This window comes from Lysinibacillus fusiformis (assembly GCF_002845985.1).
GTDB classification, from domain to species: domain Bacteria; phylum Bacillota; class Bacilli; order Bacillales_A; family Planococcaceae; genus Lysinibacillus; species Lysinibacillus fusiformis_D.
Genome location: NZ_PDFK01000001.1, coordinates 918,639 through 945,593, shown reverse-complemented (window position 1 = coordinate 945,593; position 26,955 = coordinate 918,639). Strand labels below are relative to the sequence as shown.

The window sequence follows — 26,955 nt, the reverse complement described above, 5'->3', positions numbered from 1 at the left end:
AAATAGTATAACGAACTGAGGGAGGCTATTTATTTATGCAAAATGAACGTCAACGAATTTTAGAACTTGTAGAAAAAGGAACGATTTCGGCACAAGAGGCGATTACATTACTAGAAGCATTAGAGCAACCTGGCAAGTCTACTCAAAATGTTATGGATGATGTGTCAAAAGAGGCGCAATCCTTTTCAACTGAAAAAGAAGAGTCACTATTTGAAGAAAAATCAAAAGATGGTGACAAGAAAAAAGATGATTTTATGAAATATTTCCAAGATGAAATGCAAGATTTTCGTAAGGATTTAACGCAAATCGGTTCTCTTTTTATGGATATGATGAATACCGCTGTTAAAAAGGTAAAGGAATTTGATGTAGCATCTCCATTTGGAGATAAAATTGAATTTACACATACAGAAGAAGTGGCAGCTGCTAACGTAGACAATGTTATTGTTGAATTGCCAAATGGTAATTTCTCATTGGAAGCCAGTGAAGGAGATACGATTCAGGTAGTTTGTAAGGTGAAAGCACCGCTGATGAATGAGAGCGAGGAAGAAACACGCAATCACTTTTTAGAGCAATTTGTTGTAAAAGAGGATGAGCGTTCACTTCGCATTTTAAGCCAATTAAAGCTTGTTCAAGTCAATGTAAAGGTGCAAGTACCTAAGGATAAACTTGAAAAATTATCTGTTCGTCTCATGAATGGTAGTGCGTCACTACAGGATATAGAATTTGAAGAATTAAAAGTTAAAACATTGAACGGAGCTATTAAAGGCACTAAGTTTAATTTTGGAAAAGCGGAAGTGGACTCTTCTAATGGTTCCATTGAATTAACGAATGTTCGTGGTAAGGATTTAGAGGCCGAAACATTGAATGGACGTGTCTATTTAGATGGTGCTTTGGATGAGGTAGAGGCGAAGTCTGTCAATGGACATGTAGTGGTAACAACTTGTTCCACAAATTCATCTAAAATAAAAGCTCAAACAGTTGCTGGAGCGGTGGAAATATATGTCCCACGTACCATTTCATTAAGTGGTAAAGTTGTGACGAATTTCGGGAAAGTAGATGTAGGCATTCAGGATGTTTCTAAAATGGAGTCACAGGACCAATTCCTATCCAAAGTAGTACGCTTTGATAAAGAAGTTGAAAGTGCAAATCGCTTATTTATCGAAGGCGAATCGAAAACTGGCGCCGTTTTAGTGCGCTACACAACAACGGACGAACAACAAATGTAACATGGGAAGCATTCAGGCGAAAGCTTGAATGCTTCTTGCGATTTCAAACAGTATTCGACTTGGTTTATCGTCGATTGCTGTTTTTATTTTTGTCATTTTTTTAATGATAATGGCAATGAAAGAACGAAATAGAAGGAACTGGCACGTATTGAAATGAAACTGTAATAAAAAAACAGAAATAGAGTGCTATAATAGTAAAAGAAATACCTCTTACATAGATGAGAGTTTTAGGTGGTTTAATCATGATAGAAATGAAAAATGTGACAAAGAAGTACCCAAACGGTGTAGTTGCGACAAATGGTATTTCCGTTAATATAAAGCAAGGCGAATTTGTGTATGTAGTTGGTCCAAGTGGAGCAGGTAAATCTACATTTATTAAATTGATGTATCGTGAAGAAAAGGCAACATCAGGGCAAATTATAGTCAATGGTATTGATTTAGCAACATTAAAAAATAAGAAGGTCCCTTTTTTGCGCCGTCAACTTGGCGTAGTTTTCCAGGATTTCAAATTACTACCTCGTTTGAATGTTTATGAGAATGTAGCATTTGCACTTGAAGTAATTGAGGAAAATCCAGATGAAATCCGACGTCGTGTGATGGAAGTATTAGAACTGGTGGGATTAAAGCATAAAGCAAGAATGTTCCCGAATGAGCTTTCAGGTGGGGAACAGCAACGAGTGTCGATTGCACGCTCAATCGTCAATGTTCCTAAAGTGGTGATTGCAGATGAACCAACAGGGAACCTCGATCCTGAAACATCGTGGGAAATCATGAATTTATTTGAGGAAATTAATGCTCGAGGGACAACCATTGTGATGGCGACCCATAACCGTGAAATTGTCAATACGATTCGTCGTCGTGTTATCGCAATTGAAGGCGGTTTAATTGTCCGTGATGAACACGGAGGTGAATACGGCTATGAAATTTAATACAGTAAAGCGCCACTTCCGGGAAAGTGTGAAATCACTTGGCCGAAATAGCTGGATGACCATTGCGTCTGTCAGTGCCGTAACAGTTACGCTTATACTAGTAGGCGTTTTTGCGCTTATTATGATGAATTTAAATAAAGTAGCGACTGATTTAGAAAACGATGTTGAGATTAAAGTTTTAATTGATGAGACAGCAGATGAAGCTGCAGAAAAAGCACTCGTCGAAAAAGTCAAAAAATTGCCTGGTGTGTCAGAGATGACCTATTCCACTAAGGAAGATGAGTTAACTAAGTTAGTAAAAGATTTTGGTGATGATTTTAAGCTATTTGAACAAAGCAACCCTTTACGTAATGTAATCTATGTAAAAGCTGCTGATCCCCAGCAAACAGCTAAAATTGCAAAAGCGATAGATAAATATGAGTATACGTATGACGTTATGTATGGCGAAGGAAAAGTTGAAAAACTATTTAACTTCTTAAATATTAGTCGTAATGTAGGCATCGTACTTATTTTAGGGTTATTATTCACGGCGATTTTCTTAATTTCGAATACAATTCGTATTACTATTATTGCTCGTAGAGATGAAATTGAAATTATGAAACTTGTAGGGGCTACGAATTCATTCGTACGTATCCCATTCCTATTGGAAGGTATGTGGCTCGGAATTTTAGGTTCGATTATTCCGATTGCGGTTGTCACAACCCTTTACCACAATGTATATAAAATTATTGCACCACGTTTACAAGGTGAGCTAATTCAATTACTTGATTTTTCTCCACTTGTGTATCAGGTGAGCGGTCTCCTGTTACTCATTGGCGTGCTTATCGGTGTTTGGGGAAGCTTTATGTCAGTGCGTAAGTTTTTAAAAATTTAGTCACAACGGATATTTGTGAAGAAGAAAAAGAATAGTCGAAGGGGAGTTCAATCGGTGAAAAGTAAGGCGAAAAAAACATTGAAAACACTTGCAGCAGCATCTGCTCTATTTCTTTTTATCCAAACTCCATCAGCATATGCAACAAGTTTATCGGATTTAAAAGAAGAAAAGAAACAAATTGAAACAAAGAAATATGATTTAAATTCATCCATTAGTAATAAGTCAAATGCCATCACGGCTAATCAAGAAAAGCAACAAAAAATCTTAGATCAAATTCAAGCATTGAACGCTGAAATCGACAAAACCAATAGTAATATTAAAAATGTTCAAGCAGATATTCATACAACAAATGAAGAAATAAAAAAATTAGAAGCTTCCATTAAAGAACTTCTGCATAAAATTGAAGAGCGAGATTTATTATTACAAGAACGTGCACGTGCGATTCAAGCTGGTGGCTCGGTAAGCTATTTAGATGTTTTGCTTGGATCTAATAGCTTTGTAGATTTCATTGATCGCTTCTCTGCAGTTAATGCACTATTAGAAGCGGATCGTCAAATTATTCAAGATCAAAAAGATGATAAACAACAGTTAGAAGAGCAAAAGCAAAGTGTAGAAGAAAAACGTCAAAAATTGGAAGGCAAGAAAGATGAGCTTGAACGATTAAAGGCATCTTTAGATAGCCAAAAAGCTGAGAAAAATAAACTAGTTGACCAATTAGAAAAAGAGCAAGAAAAGCTCAAATCTGAAAAAGTATTACTTGAAAAAGAGTACTCAGAAGCATTAGAAGTAAGCCAAGAATTACAAGATCAAATCATTGCTGAGCAAAAACGTTTAGCTGAAATTGCTCGCCAACAAGAAGCAAAACGTAAAGCAGCTGCTGCGGCGGCAGCGGCTGCAGCAGCCAACAATGGTGGTGGTTCATCAGGTGGTACTGTGAACGCGCCTCAATCAAATGGTACTTGGATTAAACCAACGAACGGCCGCCTAACATCACCTTATGGCTGGCGTAATATTGGAGCTGGCCCTGAATTCCATTACGGTGTGGACCTTGCAAATGCAACAGGAACACCGATTTGGGCAGCGGCGGATGGTGTAGTTTCTTATGCAGCACCACTTAGTTCTTATGGTAATGTTGTCATTTTAACGCACTCAGTTGATGGACAAATTTATACAACAGTTTATGCCCATTTAAGTGCATTTAATGTTAGTGTAGGACAAGAAGTAACACAAGGTCAGCAAATTGCAGCAATGGGTAGTACAGGTCGCTCTACTGGCCCTCACTTACACTTTGAAGTGCATATTGGTCCTTGGCGAGGACAAGCTGTGGGCAGTGTAAACCCACTAAAATATATTCCATTGTAAAATAGAACAGCTATACATTAGAGAATTCTAGTGTATAGCTTTTTTTATTTCATCTATATCTTTAGAAGATAAGAACTCCCTCCTCTATGAGTAACGGCTATTATACGATTCTATTTAATGTTATGATGAATATATACATAGTGGGGTATTTTTAACAGATGTTAATTTCTGAAGATTTTCTGAACACAGTGTGAAATATTCTTATTTTAAAAGGGTTCTATGCTATGCTGTATCTAACTTTCGGAGGAGGATTTGTTGGAGTGATTAATACAGAGTGGTACTCGATTCGAGCACTAACTTTACCAGCTACTGCAGTGGCTTTACTCATTACATTTTTTATAGTGTGGCTCATATTACGCGTGCAATTTTCAAAAAAATGGTCTGAAGTATATGCTGATGCGATTTTTACATTTCTCATTGTTTGGAAACTAAGCCTACTTGTGACTGATTTCAAAGCTGTTGTGAATAATCCAATGTCATTACTTTATTTCAATGGCGGTACAATAGGTGTTTATCTCGGTGTCATCGTAGTGTCCTTACAAATATGGAGAAAGCGGCACAATCTTCAGTTTGAAAAACAAGATATTATCCCTTGTAGCTGGGCTATTATTTTAACGCAATCTATTTACCAAATGATTGTCGTGCTACTCAATGACAACACTACATCGAGTGAAATCATTACATTAGTTGTGCTAAGTGTATTAACCATCATCATATTATGGAAACTAGCAGCGATGAAACAAGCTTTATTATTGTATACAGTTGGCTATTTGATCGTAGCTCTCTTCCAAACCCTTGGTATATGGCAAACAACTGTGGGTGTGAGTGTAGTACTACTTTGTTTGGGATTAGCCATTCAATATGAACGAATCAATGTGGGAGGTAAAGAATGAAAAAAAATATTGGGCTACTGATCGTTGTGCTATTAGTGATTGCGATGATTGGTACATATGTGAGACAACAAATTAACGAAGAACGTGCTATTGAAAAGTCTGCTCTTGGTAAGGATATGGAGGAGCTAGAAACGGGCTTGAAAAAAGGGGATATACCGCCTGATTTCACCTTAACAAGCTTAGACGGAGAAGATATCACATTAAGTGATTTGCGTGGAAAAAAGGTTGTACTAAATTTCTGGGCGACATGGTGCCCACCTTGTAAGGCGGAAATGCCGCATATGCAAAGCTTCTACGATGAGTATGCTAAAGAGAAAAACGTTGAAATTATAGCTGTCAATTTAACAAGTGCAGAACGGGATGTGACTGCCGATGCCAAAGTAGACACAGTGATGACATTTAGAGATAGCTTTGAGCTAACATTCCCCATTTTATTGGACCCAGACAATGACGCTGGCTTAGATTATCAAATCATCACCATTCCAACCACTTATTTTATTGATTCCAATGGCTATATCCAACGCGCCATCAGAGGACCAATGGATGTAGATATGTTAAATGATTATGTAGATGCACTAGATTAATTCATAAAAAATCTGTTCGTTTTCTATAGTAGAAACGAGCAGATTTTTTATTTTTATAAGAATTAAGGTGAACAATTGTGGGGCAGGAGGGAATACTCGCGAAGCTAGAGGAAATACTCGCGGAGTCAGAGGAAATACTCGCGGAGTCAGAGGAAATACTCGCGGAGTCAGAGGAAATACTCGCGGAGTCAGAGGAAATACTCGCGGAGCCAGAGGAAATACTCACGAAGGCAGGGAAAATACTCGCGGAACAAAGGAAAATACTCTCGAAGCAACAACCAACACCCATGAGAAAAGTGAAATATTCTCTCTTCATAAATTTGAAAGGTAATCTTGTATGTTTGAAAAAATAGAGTCATACAGTAAAAGAGACGGAGGAGGGAAGAATTGCGCAAATTAACGGCCGGTGTCGGAGTCCTGCTTAGTAGTTTGGTGGTAGGTAGTGGTATTTACTTTGATTGGTTTTCTAGTGACGATAAAAAGGAGCCTGTTACGGAGGTTGATACAATTGGTGAAGCCATGACACTTATTGAAGAAAAATCAGTCTACAGCACAAAAAAGGATGCATTGGTGGAGGGGGCTCTTCGTGGTATGGCTGATGCCATTAAGGATCCTTATAGTACGTATTACTCCCAGGAAGAGGCCGAGCAACATCGGCAAATGCTGGCTGAGGAAAGGGTAGGTATTGGGATTGAACTAGCAGAAAATAAAGGGAAGTTTATTGTTGTGTCTCCAGTTCGTTCTTCACCTGCTGAGAAAGCTGGTATGCGTTCACTCGATGAAATTGTACAAGTTGATGGAGTGCGTGTAGATGGGAAAACGATGAGTGAATTAATGCATTTAATTCAAGGTGAAAAAGGGTCGAAGGTAACTATTGTTGTCTACCGTCCGAGTGAGGATAAACATATTAAGATGACAATGGAGCGTGCTGCAATCTCTAATAAAACGGTATCGAGTGAGGTTATAAAAGTAGAAGATACAACCATTGGCTATGTGGCTATCTCGTTGTTTGGGGAAAAAACGGCCAATGAATGGGTTGCTGAAACGAGTAAATTGCTTCGTAAAGATGTTGAAGGTATTGTGATTGATGTACGTGATAATCCAGGTGGTTATTTACATAGCGTCGCAGCGCTACTGAGCACGGTATTGGACAATGGCAAGGTATTTGCATATATGCAAAATGCGGAAGGTGCTATGGAACCATTGAAAACGCAAACGAAAGGCTTTGATGAAAAATATATAGCAACGATGAACAAAATCCCAATCGTTGTCTTACAAAATCAAGGTAGTGCTTCAGCGAGTGAAGTATTGAGTGGTGCTTTAAAAGGCTGGGGACGTGCTTCACTGATTGGTGTCAAGAGTTTTGGGAAAGGGACTGTGCAGGAATCTTGGGAGCTATCAAATGGTGGAGAGCTGAAATTATCAACTAATAAATGGCTGACACCAAAACGCGAATGGATTCATGGGCAAGGCATTGAAGCAAGTTTAGTAATTGAGCAAAATGAATTATTTGCTTTTCAACTACATCCACTAACAGGCAAATTTAAAGTCGGTGATATGAGTGAGGAGATCGCCTATTCACAAACTGCCTTACAGAAACTAGGCTATCAAATAGATCGTTTAGATGGCTATATGGATGAAACGACTGCAGAGGCCGTCAACCTTTATCGCAAACAGAAAAAATTAAAATTAGCAGAAGATGAATTTTATATGGATACAACTTTCTTCAATAGCTTAAATGAGACATTAAAAAATTATAAAGCGGATCGTCAAAATGATCAACAATTCCAGATGGCCACTAGCTTTTTACTGCATACTATTGAACAATAAACCTATCTGACAGAACAAAAATAACATAATACAAAGCTTTCTATGAGTTTGTACTACGCAAGAGTGTAGTCGTTTGATACAATAAATTCATAGTATTCAAGATAGAAATGGCGGGTGTTCGTATGGTTAGTGAGATTTTAATAGAAATTGTAACAGCGATTGGCCGCTTTTTACTCAACCCATTACTGTATATAGTCATAATATTTGCTATTTTTTTAGGATATCGTCGTGTAAAACAGGAGCGTAAATATTTTAATAGACGTATTATTTGGGGCTGGACAGAGTTAATCGGACAATGGAAAGATGGATGGCTTTATGCACTGCTCATTTCTCTTATCAGTATTGTCGCAGGGCTTACTGTACCAAAAGAATTTTTAATCATTTTAATAGTAATTTCTATAGTAGCGCTAGTCCTGTACCTTATTAATGCACTATCGCCCATTGTGACAATGGGTATTGCAACACTTGTGATATGGGCCATGTCCTATTACAATTGGACATTTACTTGGTGGATATTTTCCTTGGAGGGGAGCAATTTAGAGGATGGCGCAATTGTTACGATTACCATTTTGGCAGGCCTTTGTGTTATCGCAGAGGGGCTATTAATCCGTCGTGCTGCCATGAAGGTATCAACGCCTTCCATAGAGAAAACAAAGCGGGGTATGCAGGCTATTGTCTATCGCACAAAAAATGTATGGGTATTACCTATTTTCTTTGTTATGCCTGGTGATGCTATATCGGCTGTATTGCCATATTGGCCACTGTTTACGATAGGTGATAGTAGCTTTGCACTTGTTTTATTCCCTCTTATCATTGGCTTTGCTAAGCTATCAAGAAAGGAATTACCAGTCATAAAATTACCTAAAATAGGGCGATCTGTCTTATTGCTTGGAGAGCTTATTTTAATAGGTGGCTTAGCTGCTTATTTTGAGCCGATGATCGGTTTCATCGTACTTGGTGTTGGGGCAATTATACGTATCATCATCTCTATCTACTTTGCACAGCAGGATAAAACAGATCATTATGCCGTTGCACCAAGTACAAAGGGTGCCATTATCGCAGCTGTTCTTCCTGATTCGCCAGCAGAAAAAATGGGCTTGCTTGCAGGGGAATGTATTCGTAAAGTAAATGGAAAATCTATTTTTACAGAGAATGAGCTATACGAGGCATTGCAATTAAATGCAGCACACTGTCGTCTAGAAGTGTTGGACCGCAACAATGAAATTCGTTTAACACAGCATGTGATTTACAGCAATGATCATTACCGTATTGGTTTATTACTAGCTGAGCCGAGGGAAATATAATGGATGTTTTTGGAAAAATGATATTAGCGCTATTTATACCAGCGATCCTTGTCTTATTGTTTACAAGAATTACCTATAATCGCTATGTTGCGCTGTTATTAGCGATTGCACTTATCGCAGCTTCTGTTTATGCAGGCTATACATCTTCGCCTATTATTTATGTGATGGATGCATTTTCATTAACCGTAGGCTTTTGGTTAGCTAGTAAAATGAAGAAATAAAAAGGTCAGTCCTCTCAAAGGGGATTGACCTTTTTACATGAAAAATCGAACAGCTGCCATAATGATTACGCCTGCAATGACAGTAATCGATAAACTTTTTGTGATAAGTGCAACAATAAGAGTTGGCACAAATGTAACAAAGACGGGCCAATCAAGAGTCACTACTTTCCCACTTTCAGTATCGAATAAGTTTTCAATTACAAGAGCACTTAAGATACAAACAGGTATAAAGCTGAGCCACTTGAGTGCAACATCTGGGAGTGTTACACTACGTACAAAAATAAATGGAATGACACGCGGCAGCCATGTAACAAGTGCACAGCCAATAATAAGCCAGACCATATAAGAAGTTGTTGTCATTTATCTGTCACCACCCCAATTGTTGCGACAATGACTGTTGCTAGAAGCACAGCTACATGTGAAGGCACTAGATAAGAAAGGCCATACATAATAACTGTCATATAGCCGATTAACTTGATATAATGCATGATTTTGCTTTTGCCAACACTGCTCAATTGCAGTACTAACAATGCAACAAACATGGCAATTAAAGCAAAATCTAGGCCCCATTTTTCGGGATTTGCTACCCATTGTCCTAAAAAGGCACCTGCAACACAGGAGAGAATCCAAAAAATGTAGGCTGTGATGTTAAGCCCATCCATCCATTTGCCGTATAATTTGCCTGTTTGCATTTGCTTTGTTACTGCGACACCAAAGGTTTCATCCGTTAATAATGTACCGAAACCAACATTTCTAAGCATAGAGTAGCGCGTAAAATGAGGTGCTAATGTTAAACTCATTAATAAATGGCGTAGATTAACTACAAAAATGGTTACAATGATAGCAGAGGCAGGGCTGCTTGTTAAAAGAAGTGCACAAAAAATAAATTGTGCAGATCCTGCATAAATAAGTATCGTTAACAGGGCAATTTCAAGGACAGATAATCCAGAAGCGGAACCTACAACACCGAATGCAAGTCCTATACTAATATAACCGAGTAAAGTAGGTATGCAATCTTTGACGCCCTGTAGAAAGCTGTCGTTGGAAGGGCTTATGGAATCATCATGATGAAGCTCTGTTGTACTTGTCATAAATAGGCCATCCTTTCTTAATCATTTCCATGTATACTATTGATGGAATTGTTTGATAGTTCTTGATGTTTATTAAAGTATACATATGTCTGATAAAATAAACAATAGAAATTGGTGATTAAAATGGAACAAATGAGTCGAAATTTAGCATTTCAATTAAAGAAAATTAGACAGCAGCGTCATCTAAGTCTAGATGACGTAGCTAAAGCGACAGGTGTTAGTAAAGCACAGCTTGCACAAATTGAAAAGGGTGAGGCTAATCCGACTGTTTCAACAATTTGGAAAATCGCAGCTGGTATGCGCATATCATTCTCTTCATTATTACAGCCACCAACCGCTCATTACATGCGTTATAGCAGTAAGGATGTGCCGCATGTGGATGAAGATGAGGGACGTTATCGTGTCTACTCCATTATTCCGTATAATCCTGAGCGAGGCTGGGAATTTTATAAGGTTGAAATGGAGCCAGGCGCAATTAGTAAGAGTGAAGCTCATACAGAAGGGGTAGAGGAAACTGTAATGGTCATCAAAGGACAAGCAGTTATTTCTGCTGGGGATATGCATGAATTACTGGATGAAGGGGATACACTAGTATTCTCAGGGCATCAACCCCATGAATATCGCAATACTTCGGAAGGGCTAACAATTTTTCATTTAATTTTACAGTATAAATAGAGGTGTCGATGTTGAGTGAATGGTTTACTGTAGAAAATATTGAACAGGTTGCGGCACAATATCGAACATTTGGCCCAATCATTGGTTTACTGCTACCATTTTTAGAAGCGTTTTTACCTTTTCTGCCATTAGTCGTATTTGTTGTAGCGAATGCAAGTGCATTTGGCTTATGGTTAGGGTTCTTATTATCATGGTTAGGCTCTGTAGCGGGCTCCTATGCTGTCTTCTTGCTTGTTCGCCATTTTGGCAAGCATCCAAGGCTACGATTTTTAACAGGTAGTAAAAAGGTTCAGAAACTTATTAAATGGGTGGATATGAATGGCATCAGCCCTCTTTTTGTCCTCCTTTGTTTCCCTTTTACACCATCTGTTATTGTCAATATTGTTGCTGGGTTATCCCATATTCATAAAAAGTTTTACTTAGTCGTTTTATTGGCTGGGAAGTTCGTGATGATTTTAGGCATGAGTGTGTTGGGCTATGACTTAAAATCGTTATTGACAAGCCCCGTCAGATTGGTCATTGCTGCTGTAGCCATCGTAATTTTATGGTGGGTCGGTAAGCTGATAGAGAAGCGCTTGAACGCTCGTGTGGAAAGAGATTTGAAGCAAGCGCGAAAATTGACGAAAAATCAGGATCATCATGCTCGCTAACCAATTGTTTGTAGCCTCTTTAATTTTTAAAGAGGCTGTTTTTTTGTGTCATTATCTTCTCACATGAAGGTTGATAGATAGTATTTACTAGTTTTTTTCGATAGAATTTAAGATAGACGATTAAAGTTGCTGTAACATAGGTACGTTAACTAACTAGCAAAGGAAATGCTCAAAAAGCGTATCAAATAATCAAATCATCAAAAGATTCACCCAAAATGGGCAAGTCAATGAGGAGGGGGAAAGAATATGTCATTGCGTATTGTTTCAGGACGTTCAGGAACAGGAAAATCCGCATTTATTCATCAGGAGATCATTGAACAGCTTAAAACGGAGCCATTGGGACATCCGATTTTCATAATTGTCCCCGACCAGATGTCTTATTCTACAGAATATGAGTTGACGAATAAGCATGGTTTACAAGGCTTGATCCGTGCACAAGTGATGACGTTTAAGCGTTTAGCGTGGCTGGTTTTACAGGAAACTGGCGGGATTGCTCGCAAAGAAGTGAATGGCTATGGCTATCGAATGCTCATTCGTAAACTTTTAGAGGAACAAAAAAGTGAGTTTTCCTTATTTCGACAAGCAGCAGGAAAACGTGGCTTTACGGAGGAGATTGAAACACTTTTAAAAGAATTTAGCCGCTATAGCGTCAATAGCTCAGTCTTAGCAGAGGTAACGGAATCATTAAAGGCAATTGATGCTCCAAATACCTTACAGGCTAAAGCAAATGATTTACATGTAGTGTTACAGGCCTTAGAGGAACGACTAGGCACGACATATGTCGACAGTGAGGGCTATTATCCAATTTTAACAGAGCAATTGAAGTATGCTGATACGATGAAGCAAGCAACCATTTATATTGATGGATTTACCGCCTTCACTGTACGGGAGTTAGAATTAGTACGTGAGTTGTTAAAAGTAACTAAACAAGTAACCATTGTTCTTCCGTTTGATCATTCAGATGAAGCGTTTGATGAACAGGCACTATTCCATGAGGCGGCTTTAACAAATCAACGGTTGCATGACATCGCCAATGAAGAGGGCATCGATGTTGATGCACCATTACATTTTTACAATACTAAAAGGTTCCATTCTGAAGATTTGCAGCATGTGGAGGCTAAATTTACTGATTTGGTGCCCAAAACGAAAAAATCTTCTGGAGATGTGATGGTACTTGAAGCGTCTAATCGTCGAGCCGAAGTACATGCGATTGCCCGGGAAATAACAAAGCTGACAAGAGAAGACGGTTATCGTTATCAGGATATAGTTCTTTTATATAGACAAGCAGAGCTATATGATCCACTTATTACAAGTATTTTCCAACAATATGAAATTCCTATTTTTACAAATACAAAAAAGACGATGTTACATCATCCACTAATCGAGCTAAGTCGTTCTGCACTAGAGGTCATGACGTCTACTTGGAAGTACGAACCTGTTTTTCGTAGTGTGAAAACAGATTTATTTTTCCCACTACATGCTGAGCTAACCATCTGGCGTGAGCGAGCAGATCGATTAGAAAACTATTGCTTGGCACAAGGCATCTATGGAGAACGGTGGTTTGAGGAGGCACGTTGGTTTTATAAAAAGTATCGTGGATTAGAATTCCATTCGCGTGTTCAAACAGATGAGGAACGTGCTATGCAGGCGGAAATCGAGGCTATTCGAGATGAAATTCGTCTACCGTTAAAGAATTTACAAGATAAGCTTGATAGTGCGAAAACGGGTAGAGATATTGCGACTGCATTATTTGAGCTAGTGGAGTCATTACAGGTTTATGATAAGCTTCAAGCAATGAAAGATCGTGAGCTAGAGCGAGGTGACGCATTAGCAGCGAGTGAACATGAGCAAGCTTGGAACGAATGGATTGGTGTTCTTGACCAATTCGTCTATATGTTTGGGGAGCAAGAAATGACTTTGGAGGAAGCAGCTAAAATTCTTGATGAAGGGTTTGATACGCTAGAATTTTCTCGCATTCCGCCGACCTTAGATGAGGTCATGGTCGCTACTGTTGATTTAGCCAGATTGTCTAATATCAAAGTTACTTTTGTAGTGGGTATGAATGATGGTGTTTATCCAACTCGAATGGAATATGAGGGTTTATTGTCAGATACAGAGCGAGAATGGTTTAGCCAAATTGGCTACGAGCTTGCACCAACCTCCACCAATCGTTTATTACAGGAAAATTACTTATTCTACCGTGCTATTACAACACCATCTGACAAGCTGTATATGACATATCCTACGGCAGATGAAGAGGGCAAGGCACTGCTATCCTCTCTTTATATCAAGAAAATGATTGGCAATGATAAAACAGCTGGTCTATTAAGTGAAGTTGTCATTGAGCGAGTGGTGATGGATCCAATTGAATTACTTAACGGAGGTGTTTTACCCTATTTACGCCACCCTCGTACGGCTTTAGCGCATCTGATGGTGCAGTTACGTCAAGCTGAGCATAGCCGTGAACTAGCACCAGAATGGCTAGCATTACAAAAATTTTATAAACAAGATCCGTATTGGGCACTCATTTTTGAGCGTGTCCTCTATCCGATTACCCATAAAAATGAAGCTGAACCACTTGAAACATATATTACACAGGAATTATATGGTCAGAAGTTAACATCAAGTGTGTCACGAATCGAGAAATACTTTAGATGTCCATTTTCTCATTTCACTACGTATGGTCTACGTTTAGAAGAACGTGCTGAATACCGACTTGAAACCTTTGCGATGGGTGATTTATTCCACGAGGCATTAAAGTGGATTACTGAAGAAACACATCGCCAGCAGTTATCGTGGATTCGTTTAACAACACAGCAAATTAAACAATTAGCACGACAAGCAGTAGAGCAAATTGTGCCCGTCTTTTCACATCAAATTTTATTGTCGAGTGCTCGTTATCGCTATATTCAGCGTAAGCTTATTCGCATTGTTGAGCGCACAATGACTGCACTGACACAGCACGCTAATGTATCCCACTTCAAGCCTATTGCTATTGAGGCGTCGTTTGGTCCAGGGCAGCATGAACAGCTACCACCGCTTGAAATTGATTTGACTAGCGGCAAGAAAATGTTTATGCGAGGACGTATTGATAGAGTGGATAGTGCAACAATCGATGATCGTTCTTATTTGCGGGTTGTCGACTATAAATCATCAGCTCGAGAGCTGGACTTAAATGAGGTTTATTATGGATTGTCCTTACAAGTCCTTACGTATTTAGATGTAGCAATGGAAAATAGCTCTTATTGGCTACCTGGTCAAACTGAACCAGCTGGAGTACTGTATGTCCATGTCCATAATCCAATGTTAAAGCTAGATAAGGATTTAACAGATAGTGAAATAGAGGAAGATCGATTAAAGCAATATAAAATGAAGGGCCTACTGTCAGAAAATGCTGAGGCGATTTTATCGATGGACGAGCAATTAGAAGAAAGTAGTGGGTACTCAAAAATTATTCCTGTATATATGAAAAAGGATGGGACACCGTCTGAATCACAATCACGCATTGTTCCTGTCAATGATATGAAAAAGTTACAACATTTCGTTCGACGTAAACATCAGGAAGCAGGGAATGGCATTTTATCTGGTGATACAGCCATTAGCCCCTATAAATTAAAAGCCAAAACAGCATGTGATTACTGTCAATTCGCCGCGGTTTGTCAATTTGATCCTTCAGATGGTAAACAAAGCTATCGTCAGTTGGCGCAAGCGAAGCCGAATGACATTGTTGATAAAATTCGGAAGGAGATGGAGTAGCATGGCACAAACAATTCCTATTAAGCCAGCAGATGTCACATGGACAGATGATCAATGGAAGGCGATTTATGCTAGTGGTCAAGACACACTTGTTTCAGCCGCGGCAGGGTCTGGGAAAACAGCAGTACTGATTAATCGGATGATTGAAAAAGTCATTGCTACCGAGAATCCTATCAATGTGGATGAACTATTGGTAGTGACCTTTACGAATGCTTCAGCCGCTGAAATGCGCCATCGTATGTCAGAGGCATTAGAAAAAGCAATCGCAGAAAATCCAACATCTAATCACTTAAGACGCCAGCTTAGCCTTGTCAATAAAGCGCAAATTTCCACGTTGCACTCGTTCTGTTTAGCCATTGTGAAGCAATATGCATACTTGCTTGATATAGATCCAGGCTTTCGTATCGCCAATGAAGCAGAAATCGCTTTATTAAGAGATGATGTATTAACGGATGTTCTAGAAGATGCCTATGATGCTGAGGATGAGGCTCAAGTACAGGCTATTTATCGCCTTGTTGATAGCTTTACTTCGGATCGTGATGATCAAGCAATCGAAACGCTGATTAGTAAACTATATGATACGTCACGTGTACATGCAGAGCCTCAAAAATGGCTATGGAGTCTTCCTCAAGTATACGAGTTAGCAGAGGATGTAACGATTGATGATCTAGAGCTTTCTCAATATGTTAAATTGACCGTTCGCCATAGTTTGGAAGAAGCCTTCGTGTTAATTTCAGAAATGCGGGCGATTACATTACAGCCAGACGGACCGGCTCCTTATGCTGAAACGGCAGAAGTTGATTTTGCCATGATTCAAGAAGGGATTCGAATTAGCCAAAACGGTACATGGCAGGAGCTATTTGAATTTTTTGCGATGGTCAAATGGTCTACGTTAAAACGAGTATCCAAAGATGCATTAGTAGATGTAGAGTTACAGGAGCTTGCGAAGAAAAAAAGAGAAGCAGCTAAAAAAATAATGAATAAAATCAAAGAAACGTATTTTGTTCGTACACCTGCACGCCTACTTGAAGAAATACGATTAATGGCGCCAATAATTGCCACATTAGTAGACCTGACCGCTACTTTTAGTGAACAGTTCCGCCTAGCTAAGCTAGAACGGGGAATCATTGATTTTTCAGATTTAGAGCATTATGCGCTACAAATTTTGACAGTAGAAATAGATGGTGAACTTCAGCCTTCGCCAGTTGCATTAGATATGAAAAAACGTTTTAAAGAAGTACTTGTGGATGAATATCAGGATACGAATATGCTACAGGAAACCATTTTGCAGCTTGTCAAAACAGGGGAAGAGAGGGATGGCAACCTGTTTATGGTTGGAGACGTAAAGCAAAGTATTTATCGCTTCCGATTAGCTGAACCGAAGCTCTTTATGCGAAAATATAGTGATTTTTTGGAGATGCCTGATGTAACGGGAATGCGAATTGATTTAAATGCTAATTTCCGTAGTCGCAAAGAAGTGTTGAATGCTACAAACTACGTATTTGCACAAATTATGGGAGAGCGTGTTGGTGAGATTCTTTATGATGACAATGCATCATTAAAGCCAGCAGCACCTTATGATGAAAAAGAAATACCTGTTGAGCTTGTAGTGATGCATCCGCCACAGGATGAGGAAGCAACAGAAGAGCTTGAGGAAATGGGCAATGAAGCTACTACAGAGCTAGAAGAATTGAAAAAATCACAATATGAGGCGCGCTTTATCATTGATCGTATACGACTGATGATGGAAGATGGGACAACTGTTTATGATACGAAAACGAAGTCTGAGCGACCATTAAAGTATAGTGATATTGTGATTTTAATGCGCTCCATGACATGGTCGACAGATTTAGTGGAGGAATTTAAGCTGGCAGGGATTCCACTCTACGCTGAGTCATCTAAAGGCTATTTTGATGCGCTCGAAGTGATGATTATGTTAAATGTCTTGAAGGTAGTCGATAATCCCTATCAGGATATTCCACTAGCTTCTGTACTGCGTGCACCGTTTGTTGGTTTAACGGAAAATGAGTTGGCAAAAATTCGTTTAGCCGATCAGAAGGTACCGTTCTATGATGCTTTACGTCAATTTATTCGTAGCGAAGGGCATGGCGTGCAATCAACTACATTTGAAAAGCTTCAACGCTTTATGCTGGCCTTCGAAAACTGGCGAGATTTAGCACGTCGTGGATCATTGTCCGATTTAATTTGGAGGATTTATTTAGATACACATTATTATGAAATGGTTGGTGCAATGCCAAATGGTAAGCAGCGTCAGGCGAATTTACGCATCTTACATGACCGTGCATTAATGTATGAAAAAACGGCCTTTCGTGGACTATTCCGCTTTCTCCGCTTTATTGATCGAATGCGTACGCGTGGGGATGATTTAGGTACTGCAAAATCAATTGGCGAAAAGGACGATGTTGTGCGTCTTGTGACGATTCACTCCTCAAAGGGATTAGAGTATCCAGTAGTCTTTGTTGCAGGAATGGGACGCCCGTTTAACAAAATGGATTTTCATCAACCTTATTTATTCGACCAAGATTTTGGACTCGCTGTCAAGGCTATTGACCCAGAAAATCGCATCACATATACATCTTTACCGTTTTTAGCGTTAAAAGAAAAAAAAGAGCTGGAAATGCGTGCAGAAGAAATGCGTGTTTTATATGTTGCCATGACTCGTGCGAAGGAACGTCTAATTTTAGTGGGCTCTGTGAAGAATTGGGAGAAAACACGTGACAACTGGCAGGATGCACAAAGTTTACCGATAGATGCGCCGCTACAGGAATATTTGCGAGCAAGAGCTAATAGCTATTTGGATTGGGTAGGACCAGCAGTGGCAAGGCATGCAGACTTTACTACAGTTGCTACCACTTCTTATAAGCCGTTAGAAGATCATTCACGCTGGTCGGTACAAGCGATCAACACAAGCCATTATTCATATGAAATACATGCGATGGATGAAGAAGTACAACAATGGCTCACGATGCCAGAGGACGAGGCATTACTAGATGAAATTACGTCACGCTTTCAAGCGCAGTACGCCTACCAAAGGTCTACAAAAAAACGTTCTAAAACGTCTGTTAGTGAGATTAAGCGCTTAGAAAACTTACAGCGCCAGGCGGAACCTGAATTTTACTTTGCCACACCTGCCAAGCAAAAAGCTACTTCCATTGCACCTCGACCAGCCTTTTTACAGGAACAACAGCTAACAGGTGCTGAAATTGGAACAGCTGTGCATACAGTGATGCAGCATGTCCCACAGTATGGCTTTGTTGAAATCCAAGATGTGAAGGATTTTGTAGAGGATTTAGTGGCGAGACAATTGTTAACTGAGGCAGAGGGAAAAATGGTTCCACTAGCGAAGATTTTTCATTTTTTTGAGACAGAAATAGGGCAGCGGTTCAAAAAGGCAAAGCAAATACGCAGGGAAATGCCCTTTACCATTAGTAGAGTTGATGAAGATGGCGATGCTCAAATTGTACAAGGGATCATTGACTGCTTATTTGAAGATGAATATGGCGATTGGGTCTTGCTAGATTATAAAACTGACCGTATCCTGCCACATTTTGCACAGGAGCCTGCCCTGACAAAGGAAATACGAAATCGTTATGCTGTACAGCTTCGTGTTTATAGTGAGGCCATTGAATCAATTTTACACATCAATGTGAGCGATAAAGTATTATATTTATTCGATAATGAACAGGCCGTACAGGCATAAAGAACTTGTTATGGCAAAGCAGGGCAAGCCTTTTTTGCCTTGCTTGCACCATAGCATTTAGTCAAGAGGAGGCTATTTCGTGGAGTCAAAACCGACCATGTTGCAGGAACGAATGGCAACATTAGATATTTTACGAGGCATTAGTTTGGTAGGTATTTTACTTGTAAATATGTATACCTTTTATTTGCCAATGCCGCATATTGATTTGGCATCGTGGTTTACAACACCATCTGATATCGTTTGGCAAAAAAATATAGACATATATGTGCAGGGAAGCTTTTACCCATTATTTGCAATGCTATTTGGTTATGGGCTTGCCATGCAGTGGCAAAAAGCACAGAGCCGTGAACAAAATTTTTACACACTAGGTCTTCGCAGACTGTCTGTATTGTTTGTTTTTGGTTTTCTACATGCTGTGCTGATTTGGTGGGGCGATATATTAATGATGTACGCGTTCTGTGGCGTTTTTTTAGTGCTATTCCTACGCTTTAGTCCTATTTGGTTAGTAGCTAGTGCATTTATTATTAACGGTTTAATGCAAGTTTTTATGTTATTCGTTGTAGGAATTATTCTTTTTAATACCAAGGTAGATGATTATTTAGATATCGTATCTGTAGAGAAGGCTATTACGGCTTATGGTACAGGCAATTGGGTAGATGCCTTTATGCAACGCTTAACAGATTTATCGACGCAGGCAGGCATAGGGATGTGGTTTGCAGCACTGTTCACTATTTTACCGTATATGTTAATAGGTGCTGCAGCGTCAAAATGGCGTCTAGTAGAACGAGCTAAAGAATTGAAATGGCTCTGGCTGACATTAGCGATCACGGGGTTGGTCATTGGTATCGGTGTTAAAAGTTTACCAATTATGTTTACAAGAACATATTTACTAGATTATTTAAAGGTATACATAGGTGGTCCAATTTTAGCAGTAGGGTATATCGGGGTCATTGTGTTACTTTGCTTAGTGCCAATTGTACCGAAGTTACTTAGTCCTTTTGCTAAAATTGGTCGTATGTCCTTAACGATGTATATTCTTCAATCTATTATAGGTACTTGTTTATTCTACCAATTTGGCTTTGGCTGGTACGGTAAAGTCACTGTGGAAACAGGGGTACTAATTGCTATCGGCATTATTGTTGTGCAAATGATCCTAGCTGAAGTTTGGTTATCTAAGTGGAAACAAGGACCATTAGAGGCGATATGGCGTAAATTAACGTATAAGCAAAACGTGGAATCACGTTAATATATGCCTCTTCACATGCATAATTTATGAAGATAGTACAACTTATAAAATTATTGTCGCAAAAGTAAGGCAATTTCTATCATATTGTTGTATTATGTAGAAAAAAGAAGGAGCTCTTAAAATCATGAAAATTTTATCATTCAAATTAGGTGGACATGTAAGCTTTGGACCAAAAGTAAAAAAAGAAGAAGCGGTATGGGATGTACTCGCTATTCAAAATGAACTTCAAGTTCTCCCTTCTTTTTCAAGTTCAATTGTGGATGGCATTGCTTTAGGCTTTGATTTCGTTGAACAGATTCGTAAATTAGTAGAAGCAGCAGAAAAATCAGATCGTGCCGATAGTTTTAAACGTGAATTTACAGATATCGAGTGGCTTTCACCAATTCCGCGTACACCCAAAAATATTATGTGTATCGGTAAAAACTATGATGAACATGCCAAAGAAATGGGTGCAGAAGCAGCACCAACAGATTTAATGGTATTTACAAAATCACCAACTGCTATTGCAGCGGATGGACAAACAATTTCCATTCATGCTGACCTTTCTTCCAAAATGGACTATGAAGGTGAGCTAGCGATTGTTATTGGAAAACGTGGTAAAAATATTCCTAAAAATTTAGCATTTGATTATGTATTTGGTTATACAATTGCTAATGATATATCAGCTCGTGATTTACAAGACAAGCATAAACAATTTTTCTTAGGTAAAAGCTTGGAAGGTACTTGCCCTCTTGGACCATACCTTGTGACAAAGGATGAAATTCCAAATCCACAAGACTTAACAGTGGTGACAAAGGTCAATGATGAAGTACGCCAAAACGGTTCTACGAAGGATATGATGTTCTCTGTTGAAACCTTAGTATCTATTCTATCTCAACATGTAACATTAGAGCCAGGAGATGTTATTTTAACAGGTACGCCTGCAGGAGTTGGAAAAGGGATGAACCCGCCACAGTTCTTAAAGGCTGGGGATACAGTAAAAGTATCTATTCAAGGCATTGGTACATTAGTCAACCATTTTGAATAATGACGATAACCATCCGCGTGAGTCTTTACTCCGCGGATTTTTTCTTTCTACACTCGATAGGCTGTGAGATGTCGAGCTATAATTGATGTAAATTATGTGAACACTGTTGTAATGTTTGAAACCCTTTCCATCGCATGGTAGGATAGAGTTTGATAGAAAAATGAATGAGGTGGGACAAACATGAGTTTTTTAACTAGCCAAACGCATTTGCATATTACTACGTGGGTTATTGCTATTGTTATCTTTTTAATCGCTGCACTAATGGGCAAGCAATCAAAGGGCTTACATATGGCTTTACGTCTATTCTACGTATTAATTATCATCACAGGTGGGGCATTATTCTTTAAATATCAGGCTGGAGACCCGATGATGTACGGACTGAAATTTTTATTCGGTATTTTAGTAATTGGTATGATGGAAATGGTATTAGTGCGTCAAAAGAAAAACAAACCAACAGGGATGTTTTGGGCATTATTCGCAGTATTCCTATTTATCACGCTGTTCTTAGGCTTTAAGCTACCATTAAACATTAATTTCCTAGCATAATAATTTCTTAAAGGTCGTGAAGTATTTGCTTCACGGCTTTTATTTTGCTAAAAGGGTGAATACGAGAGAACTGACACCTTTTTGCCCTAATTCATTTCGCATTTTCGTAAAATCTTTTGAAAAGATAGCGACGTGACAGTGTTATTTGGTAAAATGACGATGGATTGGTTTGAAAGAGAGGGAATAACAGTGAAATTTAAGAAGTGGATAAGTGCGACGGCTGCATCACTTTTATTAGCAACTTCATTCGTAAGTACTACACCAGTAGCGCATGCGGATGAAAAAGCGACAACATCGATAGCAGAAGAAAGCATCTTTGATTTACTCGTTGACCGTTTCTTTAATGGTTCGGGCACAAACGATTTTGATACAAATACGAAAGACCCTTCGAAATTTGCAGGAGGCGATTTTACAGGTCTGCAAGATAAGCTAAAATTTATTGGTGAGATGGGTTTTACAATTGTTTCTATTGGTCCTATTTTTTCTACAGAGAAATATGATGGATCACTACTTACAAGCTACACGACAATCGAACGTCATTTTGGAACAACAGAAGAATTCCAAAGTGTTGTAGAAGCCTATAAAGCTAAAAATATGTCCATCATGGTGGATTTCCCGCTCAATAATGTGAGTCCAAATCATGAATGGGCAAAGGACTCATCAAAAGCTGACTGGATTGCTTCTACGAATAATGGACAAGTACAATGGGATTTATCGAACAAAGCTGTGCAAGAGGCGCTCATTCAATCAGCCACTGAATTTGTTTCTACATATGATGTTGGTGGTATTCGTTTAACGAATATTGCAGAGGCTGATATAGCGTTTGTCAATGCGATGATTGCAGCATTAAAAGAGACAAAAGCATCTCTTTACGTGATTGCTAATGAAGAAAGTGATGCTGATTTTGATGCAACCTTCTCACCAGCAACAGCGGATATTTATCGTAATATTTTTAAAAACGTGGATATGGATTCGTCTAAATTAATGGAGCCTTTTACAGGAGAGAAGCCGACACAGATTATGGTGGATTCACTTGAAACCCATCGTTTTACATTCGATTCTGCGACTGAAAATATGTTTCCGCCTACACGCTTAAAAATGGCGATGGGTGCTTTATTTATGCTTCCTGGGATTCCCGTTGTACAATATGGTACAGAAATCGCCATGAATGGGGAAGCAAAACCAGATACACATCAGTTGTATAACTTTAAAACAGACGAAGAATTGATTGATTATATTAAAAATGTTCAATCCTTACGTAATCAATCTGCAACTTTACGTAAAGGTGATTTTGAAGTAATTACAAATGACAATGGCCTACTTGTCTTCACACGTACCTCTGACGAAGAAAAGTGGGTAATTATGGTGAATAATACAGGCAAAACGCAACGTGTGGACTTAACACCAGCGCAACTTGGTGAAGGGAAAATGCTGAACGGAATTTTACATGAGGAAAAAGTTCGTATAAATGAAAAAGAGGTTTATCCTGTTATTTTAGACCGAGAAATGGTTGAGATTTATCAGGTTCGCAATGATGAAGGCTTAAACATGCCCTACATGGTTGCCCTTGGTTTAGTGTGGGTAATCTTTATCGGCTTTGTTGTTATCATCATTAAACGAGGAAAAGTTCGTCGTCAAGAACAAGACGTCCAACAACCATAGCACAACGAAAAAGCATGTTAGGAGCAATCCTAACATGCTTTTTATTAGCCTTGATAGCTTTTGTTCGTAAAGAAGATTGCAATAGTGCCTGGTCCTACATGTGAACCGATTGCAGAGCCAATCATAGTAATTTGAACAGCTTGAGGAGAAAAACGTTCCTGAATAGAAGCCTTTACTTCATTGGCAAAGGCCACATCATCACTATGACTAATACCAACAATTTTATCCGTAAAGCTTCCGCCACGCTCCTGCATTAAATCTAACATACGATTAAGTGCTTTTTTACGACCACGTGACTTTTCAATAGGTATCAGCTTGCCTTCCTCTACATTTAAAATAGGTTTAATGCTCAGAAGACCACCTAAAAAGGCACTGGCCTTGGATACACGACCACCTTTGGCAAGGTAATCTAAATCTTCTACTGTAAATAAATGCTCCATCTGAGGTGCATATGCACTCATTTTAGAGGCCATGTCCTCTAAGGATACCCCTATATTTCGAAGGCGAACTGCTTCCTCTACAACTAGACCATGTCCTAGTGAAGCGCATTTAGAGTCGATAATGACTAATTTTAATGAAGGATATTGCTCTAATACTTGATTGCGAATCATTTGAGCAGTACTATATGTGCCGGATAATTCCGATGAAAAGGCAATATAGATGCCTTCTTCTTCATTTTTAGCTAGTTCCTCAAAGTGCTTTAAAAACAGCTCAGGTGACACTTGTGATGTTTTTGGTTGAGCACCTTGGCGGATGGCATCGTAAATCTCTTTGGAATCAATCGTAATGACATCTTCATATTCTTTGTTGTTCAATTGCACTCGTAAAGGGAGTAACACGACATCATTTTCTTCATAGTAAGACTTCGGTAGATCGCATCCACTATCCGTAAAAATCTTCATTCTCTTGTCCCCCTAATTTCAACTTACTCATCAAGTATTTTTAACTTTATTCAGTCGGTACTCACTTAAGGTAAATGGAAGGGGTACCACTGAATAAAGTTAAACTGGTAAAAATGGAATGTTAACTTGAACTTACTACTTAACTATGATAATTTCAAGCGTTCAATGAGGATTTTTGCGATTCCATCATCATTATTTGTTGCTGTAATTTCATTGGCAATGTTTTTAAGACTTGGAATACCGTTCCCCATCGCTACACCAAGTCCAGCATATTCGATCATTTCTAAATCATTGTCTTCATCACCAAACGCGATGATACGCTCACGTGGAATACCTAAATCTTTTGCCACATGCGCAATACCCACAGCTTTATTTAAGCCGCGACGTACAATTTCAATAATATGAAGTGGCGCGCCCCATCGACGATGCTCAATAACTTCTGCGTGCACCGCCTGTAAATGGTCACGTATAATGACCGAATTCGCTTCATTTGCTTGAATTAATAAACTTGTGGGATTTTCCAAGAGGTGTGTGTATAAATCCCCAAGTGTGATTTTGGGATTACCCATATTAAAAATATTTAAGATACGATCGTCCTCTGTGTGTACATAAATATCATCTTTTACCTCAGCGATAATATTTTCATACTCGTAACTATTGATGGATCCAACAACATCATGTACAACACTTAAATCAATCGGTGTGTGCATATGTTGCCAAGATACATTTTTGGGATGATGTACATATGCGCCATTAAAATTGACAATGGGTGTAGTGAGCCCAAGTTCATGATAATAAAGATCACTTGCACGGTATGGACGCCCCGTTGCAATCATCACTTGATGCCCTAATTCCTTAGCCTGCAATAATGTTTTTTTCGTTTTTGCTGAGATTTGTTGTTGGTCTGTTAATAAAGTACCATCTAAGTCTAGTACGATTAAATGCGGTTTCATAGCTCGTTGCCCCTTTCCTATAGTTTGAATAGTATCTCTTTGTCTTTCATTCGTCAAAATTTTGTCACAGTGAAAAAAGTTTGCTAACATAAAGATGAGACAATAGTTGGGAGTGACAAAAATGTTTGTAGAAAAAGAAGTGTGGGGAAATATTCCTTTATTACATATACATACAGACAAGATGAATGAAGAAACCCCAGTAGTGATTTTTTTGCATGGCTTTATGAGCGCGAAAGAACATAACTTACACTATGCATACCAATTGGTGCATAAGGGGGTGCGTGTCCTATTACCGGATGCAAAATTTCATGGTGACCGTAGCGAAGGCCTTACAGAAATACAAATGAACTTGAAATTTTGGGATATTGTTTTAAATTCTATTCATGAAGTGCAACAATTATATGATGAATTAAGGAATAAAAATTTATTGGCCAGTCATAATATTGGCATAGCAGGTACTTCAATGGGCGGCATCGTGACCTCCGGCTGTTTAAAACTTTATGATTGGATAAAAACAGCGTCAATATGTATGGGTGCACCAGGTTTTATTAAATTAGGTGAATATCAATTGCAGCAATTTGCAAAAAGCGGTATCAATTGGCCGATGTCAGAGGAAGATGTCCGAAAAGTCAATGAGCTCTTAGCTAAATATGATGTTAGTTTAACGCCAGAAAAATTCGCAGGTCGTCCGGTTTTCTTTTGGCATGGAGAATTAGATAAAACAGTACCTTTCCATGAAACGTATAAATTTTATGAGACATTACGGGAATACTATCAAGCAAGCCCTGAATATTTAAAGTTTATGGTGAACAAAAAGGCAGGACATGCAGTTCCACGTGACGGTATGCTAGCAGCAACAGACTGGCTTGCACAGCATTTGGCATAACAGGATGCATCTGCTATGATAAGGTTAACACTATGATGGAAGGAGAAATACGAATGGATCAAGATATGAAAGATAGCATGTTTGGTGCTTTAGAAAATGTAATTGACCCTGAGCTTGGGATTGATATCGTCAACTTAGGTTTAGTATATGATGTAGATTTAGATGATGAAGGTGTAGCAACTGTTACGATGACATTAACATCGATGGGATGCCCACTTGGGCCAGTTATTGTGGATCAGGTGAATACGGCATTAGGGGAACTTCCAGAAGTGAAAAGTACAAATGTTAACATTGTATGGAATCCACCTTGGTCAAAAGACAAAATGTCACGCTATGCAAAAATGGCATTAGGCGTACGCTAAAATTGCAACATTAAAAATCCCTGCTTATTTTATAGGCAGGGATTTCATGTTGTTGAAAAAAGATGATGTTCATAGTAGAAAAGAACCTTTAGCAAGGCGAGAGGTTGATTTCCGTTCCCCAGCGTCCTTTCCAGGGGGCGTCCGATAAGCCGCTGCTCCAATCACCCATGTGGTAAAAGGATAGACTCTTATTTTCAATGTGGAGAAGTGATGAGTGACAACACCAGTAGTGAAAACATTCACTTTATTTGAAAA

Annotated in this window: 24 protein-coding genes; 20 read left to right on the top strand and 4 right to left on the bottom strand. The window is 38.8% G+C overall.

The window, feature by feature from the left end:
• Positions 1-35: 35 nt before the first annotated feature.
• The 10 genes from CRI88_RS04735 (at position 36) to CRI88_RS04690 (ending at position 9,223) form a co-directional block, all read left to right on the top strand.
• A complete protein-coding gene (locus CRI88_RS04735) occupies positions 36-1,226 on the top strand; it encodes a DUF4097 family beta strand repeat-containing protein (protein WP_036120976.1) in 1,191 nt (396 codons plus the stop codon).
• Between the two features lie 242 nt (positions 1,227-1,468).
• Complete coding sequence (gene ftsE / locus CRI88_RS04730) at positions 1,469-2,155, top strand: cell division ATP-binding protein FtsE (protein WP_036120973.1); 687 nt, start codon at positions 1,469-1,471, stop codon at positions 2,153-2,155.
• Positions 2,145-3,029, top strand: a complete 885-nt coding sequence (ftsX, locus tag CRI88_RS04725) for a permease-like cell division protein FtsX (protein ID WP_036120971.1) — start codon at positions 2,145-2,147, stop codon at positions 3,027-3,029. Before ftsE ends, ftsX begins: the two co-directional genes overlap by 11 nt.
• 54 nt (positions 3,030-3,083) lie before the next feature.
• Positions 3,084-4,391, top strand: a complete 1,308-nt coding sequence (locus tag CRI88_RS04720; RefSeq protein ID WP_101966436.1) for a murein hydrolase activator EnvC family protein — start codon at positions 3,084-3,086, stop codon at positions 4,389-4,391.
• A gap of 260 nt (positions 4,392-4,651) precedes the next feature.
• Complete coding sequence (locus CRI88_RS04715; RefSeq protein ID WP_036128484.1) at positions 4,652-5,284, top strand: hypothetical protein; 633 nt, start codon at positions 4,652-4,654, stop codon at positions 5,282-5,284.
• Positions 5,281-5,868 (top strand): peroxiredoxin family protein, encoded by a 588-nt coding sequence (locus CRI88_RS04710; RefSeq protein WP_036128486.1) that lies wholly within the window; start codon positions 5,281-5,283, stop codon positions 5,866-5,868. The genes CRI88_RS04715 and CRI88_RS04710 overlap by 4 nt, the downstream gene beginning before the upstream one ends.
• A gap of 77 nt (positions 5,869-5,945) precedes the next feature.
• A complete protein-coding gene (locus tag CRI88_RS04705; RefSeq protein WP_101966435.1) occupies positions 5,946-6,221 on the top strand; it encodes a hypothetical protein in 276 nt (91 codons plus the stop codon).
• A 34-nt stretch (positions 6,222-6,255) separates the two neighbouring features.
• Positions 6,256-7,698, top strand: a complete 1,443-nt coding sequence (locus CRI88_RS04700) for a S41 family peptidase (RefSeq protein WP_058843819.1) — start codon at positions 6,256-6,258, stop codon at positions 7,696-7,698.
• Between the two features lie 122 nt (positions 7,699-7,820).
• Positions 7,821-9,002 carry a PDZ domain-containing protein gene (locus CRI88_RS04695; RefSeq protein WP_036120958.1) on the top strand — a complete coding sequence of 394 codons (1,182 nt, stop codon included), beginning with the start codon at positions 7,821-7,823 and terminating at the stop codon, positions 9,000-9,002.
• Positions 9,002-9,223 carry a DUF2198 family protein gene (locus tag CRI88_RS04690; protein ID WP_036120955.1) on the top strand — a complete coding sequence of 74 codons (222 nt, stop codon included), beginning with the start codon at positions 9,002-9,004 and terminating at the stop codon, positions 9,221-9,223. The genes CRI88_RS04695 and CRI88_RS04690 overlap by 1 nt, the downstream gene beginning before the upstream one ends.
• 33 nt (positions 9,224-9,256) lie before the next feature.
• Here CRI88_RS04690 and CRI88_RS04685 read toward each other — a convergent pair whose 3' ends face one another.
• Both CRI88_RS04685 and CRI88_RS04680 read right to left on the bottom strand, forming a co-directional pair.
• Entirely contained in the window at positions 9,257-9,583 is a 327-nt protein-coding gene (locus CRI88_RS04685) for an AzlD domain-containing protein (RefSeq protein WP_101966434.1), read from the bottom strand.
• Complete coding sequence (locus CRI88_RS04680) at positions 9,580-10,314, bottom strand: AzlC family ABC transporter permease (protein WP_058843818.1); 735 nt, start codon at positions 10,312-10,314, stop codon at positions 9,580-9,582. The genes CRI88_RS04685 and CRI88_RS04680 overlap by 4 nt, the downstream gene beginning before the upstream one ends.
• Positions 10,315-10,437: 123 nt before the next feature.
• Between CRI88_RS04680 and CRI88_RS04675 the strand changes: the two genes are divergently transcribed.
• The 8 genes from CRI88_RS04675 to CRI88_RS04640 all read left to right on the top strand — a co-directional run bounded on the left by CRI88_RS04675 (position 10,438) and on the right by CRI88_RS04640 (position 23,597).
• On the top strand, positions 10,438-10,989 hold the full coding sequence (locus tag CRI88_RS04675; RefSeq protein ID WP_036120940.1) for a helix-turn-helix domain-containing protein: 552 nt from the start codon (positions 10,438-10,440) through the stop codon (positions 10,987-10,989).
• An 11-nt stretch (positions 10,990-11,000) separates the two neighbouring features.
• The gene (locus CRI88_RS04670) at positions 11,001-11,639 is read left to right on the top strand and encodes a TVP38/TMEM64 family protein (RefSeq protein ID WP_170829911.1); all 639 of its coding nucleotides are present in this window, start codon (positions 11,001-11,003) and stop codon (positions 11,637-11,639) included.
• A gap of 246 nt (positions 11,640-11,885) precedes the next feature.
• Positions 11,886-15,395 (top strand): helicase-exonuclease AddAB subunit AddB, encoded by a 3,510-nt coding sequence (addB, locus tag CRI88_RS04665; RefSeq protein WP_101966433.1) that lies wholly within the window; start codon positions 11,886-11,888, stop codon positions 15,393-15,395.
• Between the two features lies 1 nt (position 15,396).
• Entirely contained in the window at positions 15,397-19,116 is a 3,720-nt protein-coding gene (gene addA, locus CRI88_RS04660; RefSeq protein ID WP_101966432.1) for a helicase-exonuclease AddAB subunit AddA, read from the top strand.
• A 79-nt stretch (positions 19,117-19,195) separates the two neighbouring features.
• Positions 19,196-20,362 (top strand): DUF418 domain-containing protein, encoded by a 1,167-nt coding sequence (locus tag CRI88_RS04655; RefSeq protein ID WP_101966431.1) that lies wholly within the window; start codon positions 19,196-19,198, stop codon positions 20,360-20,362.
• 124 nt (positions 20,363-20,486) lie between these two features.
• Positions 20,487-21,389, top strand: a complete 903-nt coding sequence (locus CRI88_RS04650; protein ID WP_036120924.1) for a fumarylacetoacetate hydrolase family protein — start codon at positions 20,487-20,489, stop codon at positions 21,387-21,389.
• 180 nt (positions 21,390-21,569) lie between these two features.
• Entirely contained in the window at positions 21,570-21,935 is a 366-nt protein-coding gene (locus CRI88_RS04645) for a YisL family protein (RefSeq protein WP_036120921.1), read from the top strand.
• Between the two features lie 132 nt (positions 21,936-22,067).
• Complete coding sequence (locus CRI88_RS04640) at positions 22,068-23,597, top strand: alpha-amylase family glycosyl hydrolase (RefSeq protein WP_230593788.1); 1,530 nt, start codon at positions 22,068-22,070, stop codon at positions 23,595-23,597.
• 44 nt (positions 23,598-23,641) lie between these two features.
• On the opposite strand, the gene CRI88_RS04635 is transcribed toward CRI88_RS04640, so the two are convergent.
• Positions 23,642-24,499, bottom strand: a complete 858-nt coding sequence (locus CRI88_RS04635) for a DegV family protein (protein WP_036120917.1) — start codon at positions 24,497-24,499, stop codon at positions 23,642-23,644.
• Positions 24,500-24,642: 143 nt separating this feature from the next.
• Entirely contained in the window at positions 24,643-25,452 is an 810-nt protein-coding gene (locus CRI88_RS04630) for a Cof-type HAD-IIB family hydrolase (protein ID WP_036120914.1), read from the bottom strand.
• Between the two features lie 121 nt (positions 25,453-25,573).
• On the opposite strand from CRI88_RS04630, the gene CRI88_RS04625 reads away from it, so the two are divergent.
• Together CRI88_RS04625 and CRI88_RS04620 are read left to right on the top strand one after the other, a co-directional pair.
• Positions 25,574-26,338 carry a prolyl oligopeptidase family serine peptidase gene (locus tag CRI88_RS04625; protein ID WP_058843813.1) on the top strand — a complete coding sequence of 255 codons (765 nt, stop codon included), beginning with the start codon at positions 25,574-25,576 and terminating at the stop codon, positions 26,336-26,338.
• Between the two features lie 53 nt (positions 26,339-26,391).
• Positions 26,392-26,700 (top strand): metal-sulfur cluster assembly factor, encoded by a 309-nt coding sequence (locus tag CRI88_RS04620; RefSeq protein WP_036120908.1) that lies wholly within the window; start codon positions 26,392-26,394, stop codon positions 26,698-26,700.
• The last annotated feature ends 255 nt before the right edge of the window (positions 26,701-26,955 follow it).

Bases quoted from the DNA above. Each gene is read 5' to 3' on its own strand.
- CRI88_RS04645 (WP_036120921.1), top strand. From the start codon at position 21,570: ATGAGTTTTTTAACTAGCCAAACGCATTTGCATATTACTACGTGGGTT.
- ftsX (WP_036120971.1), top strand. From the start codon at position 2,145: ATGAAATTTAATACAGTAAAGCGCCACTTCCGGGAAAGTGTGAAATCA.
- CRI88_RS04625 (WP_058843813.1), top strand. From the start codon at position 25,574: ATGTTTGTAGAAAAAGAAGTGTGGGGAAATATTCCTTTATTACATATA.
- CRI88_RS04710 (WP_036128486.1), top strand. From the start codon at position 5,281: ATGAAAAAAAATATTGGGCTACTGATCGTTGTGCTATTAGTGATTGCG.
- addA (WP_101966432.1), top strand. From the start codon at position 15,397: ATGGCACAAACAATTCCTATTAAGCCAGCAGATGTCACATGGACAGAT.
- CRI88_RS04735 (WP_036120976.1), top strand. From the start codon at position 36: ATGCAAAATGAACGTCAACGAATTTTAGAACTTGTAGAAAAAGGAACG.
- CRI88_RS04650 (WP_036120924.1), top strand. From the start codon at position 20,487: ATGAAAATTTTATCATTCAAATTAGGTGGACATGTAAGCTTTGGACCA.
- ftsE (WP_036120973.1), top strand. From the start codon at position 1,469: ATGATAGAAATGAAAAATGTGACAAAGAAGTACCCAAACGGTGTAGTT.
- CRI88_RS04680 (WP_058843818.1), bottom strand. From the start codon at position 10,314: ATGACAAGTACAACAGAGCTTCATCATGATGATTCCATAAGCCCTTCC.
- CRI88_RS04635 (WP_036120917.1), bottom strand. From the start codon at position 24,499: ATGAAGATTTTTACGGATAGTGGATGCGATCTACCGAAGTCTTACTAT.
- CRI88_RS04630 (WP_036120914.1), bottom strand. From the start codon at position 25,452: ATGAAACCGCATTTAATCGTACTAGACTTAGATGGTACTTTATTAACA.
- CRI88_RS04620 (WP_036120908.1), top strand. From the start codon at position 26,392: ATGGATCAAGATATGAAAGATAGCATGTTTGGTGCTTTAGAAAATGTA.
- addB (WP_101966433.1), top strand. From the start codon at position 11,886: ATGTCATTGCGTATTGTTTCAGGACGTTCAGGAACAGGAAAATCCGCA.
- CRI88_RS04690 (WP_036120955.1), top strand. From the start codon at position 9,002: ATGGATGTTTTTGGAAAAATGATATTAGCGCTATTTATACCAGCGATC.
- CRI88_RS04695 (WP_036120958.1), top strand. From the start codon at position 7,821: ATGGTTAGTGAGATTTTAATAGAAATTGTAACAGCGATTGGCCGCTTT.
- CRI88_RS04685 (WP_101966434.1), bottom strand. From the start codon at position 9,583: ATGACAACAACTTCTTATATGGTCTGGCTTATTATTGGCTGTGCACTT.
- CRI88_RS04675 (WP_036120940.1), top strand. From the start codon at position 10,438: ATGGAACAAATGAGTCGAAATTTAGCATTTCAATTAAAGAAAATTAGA.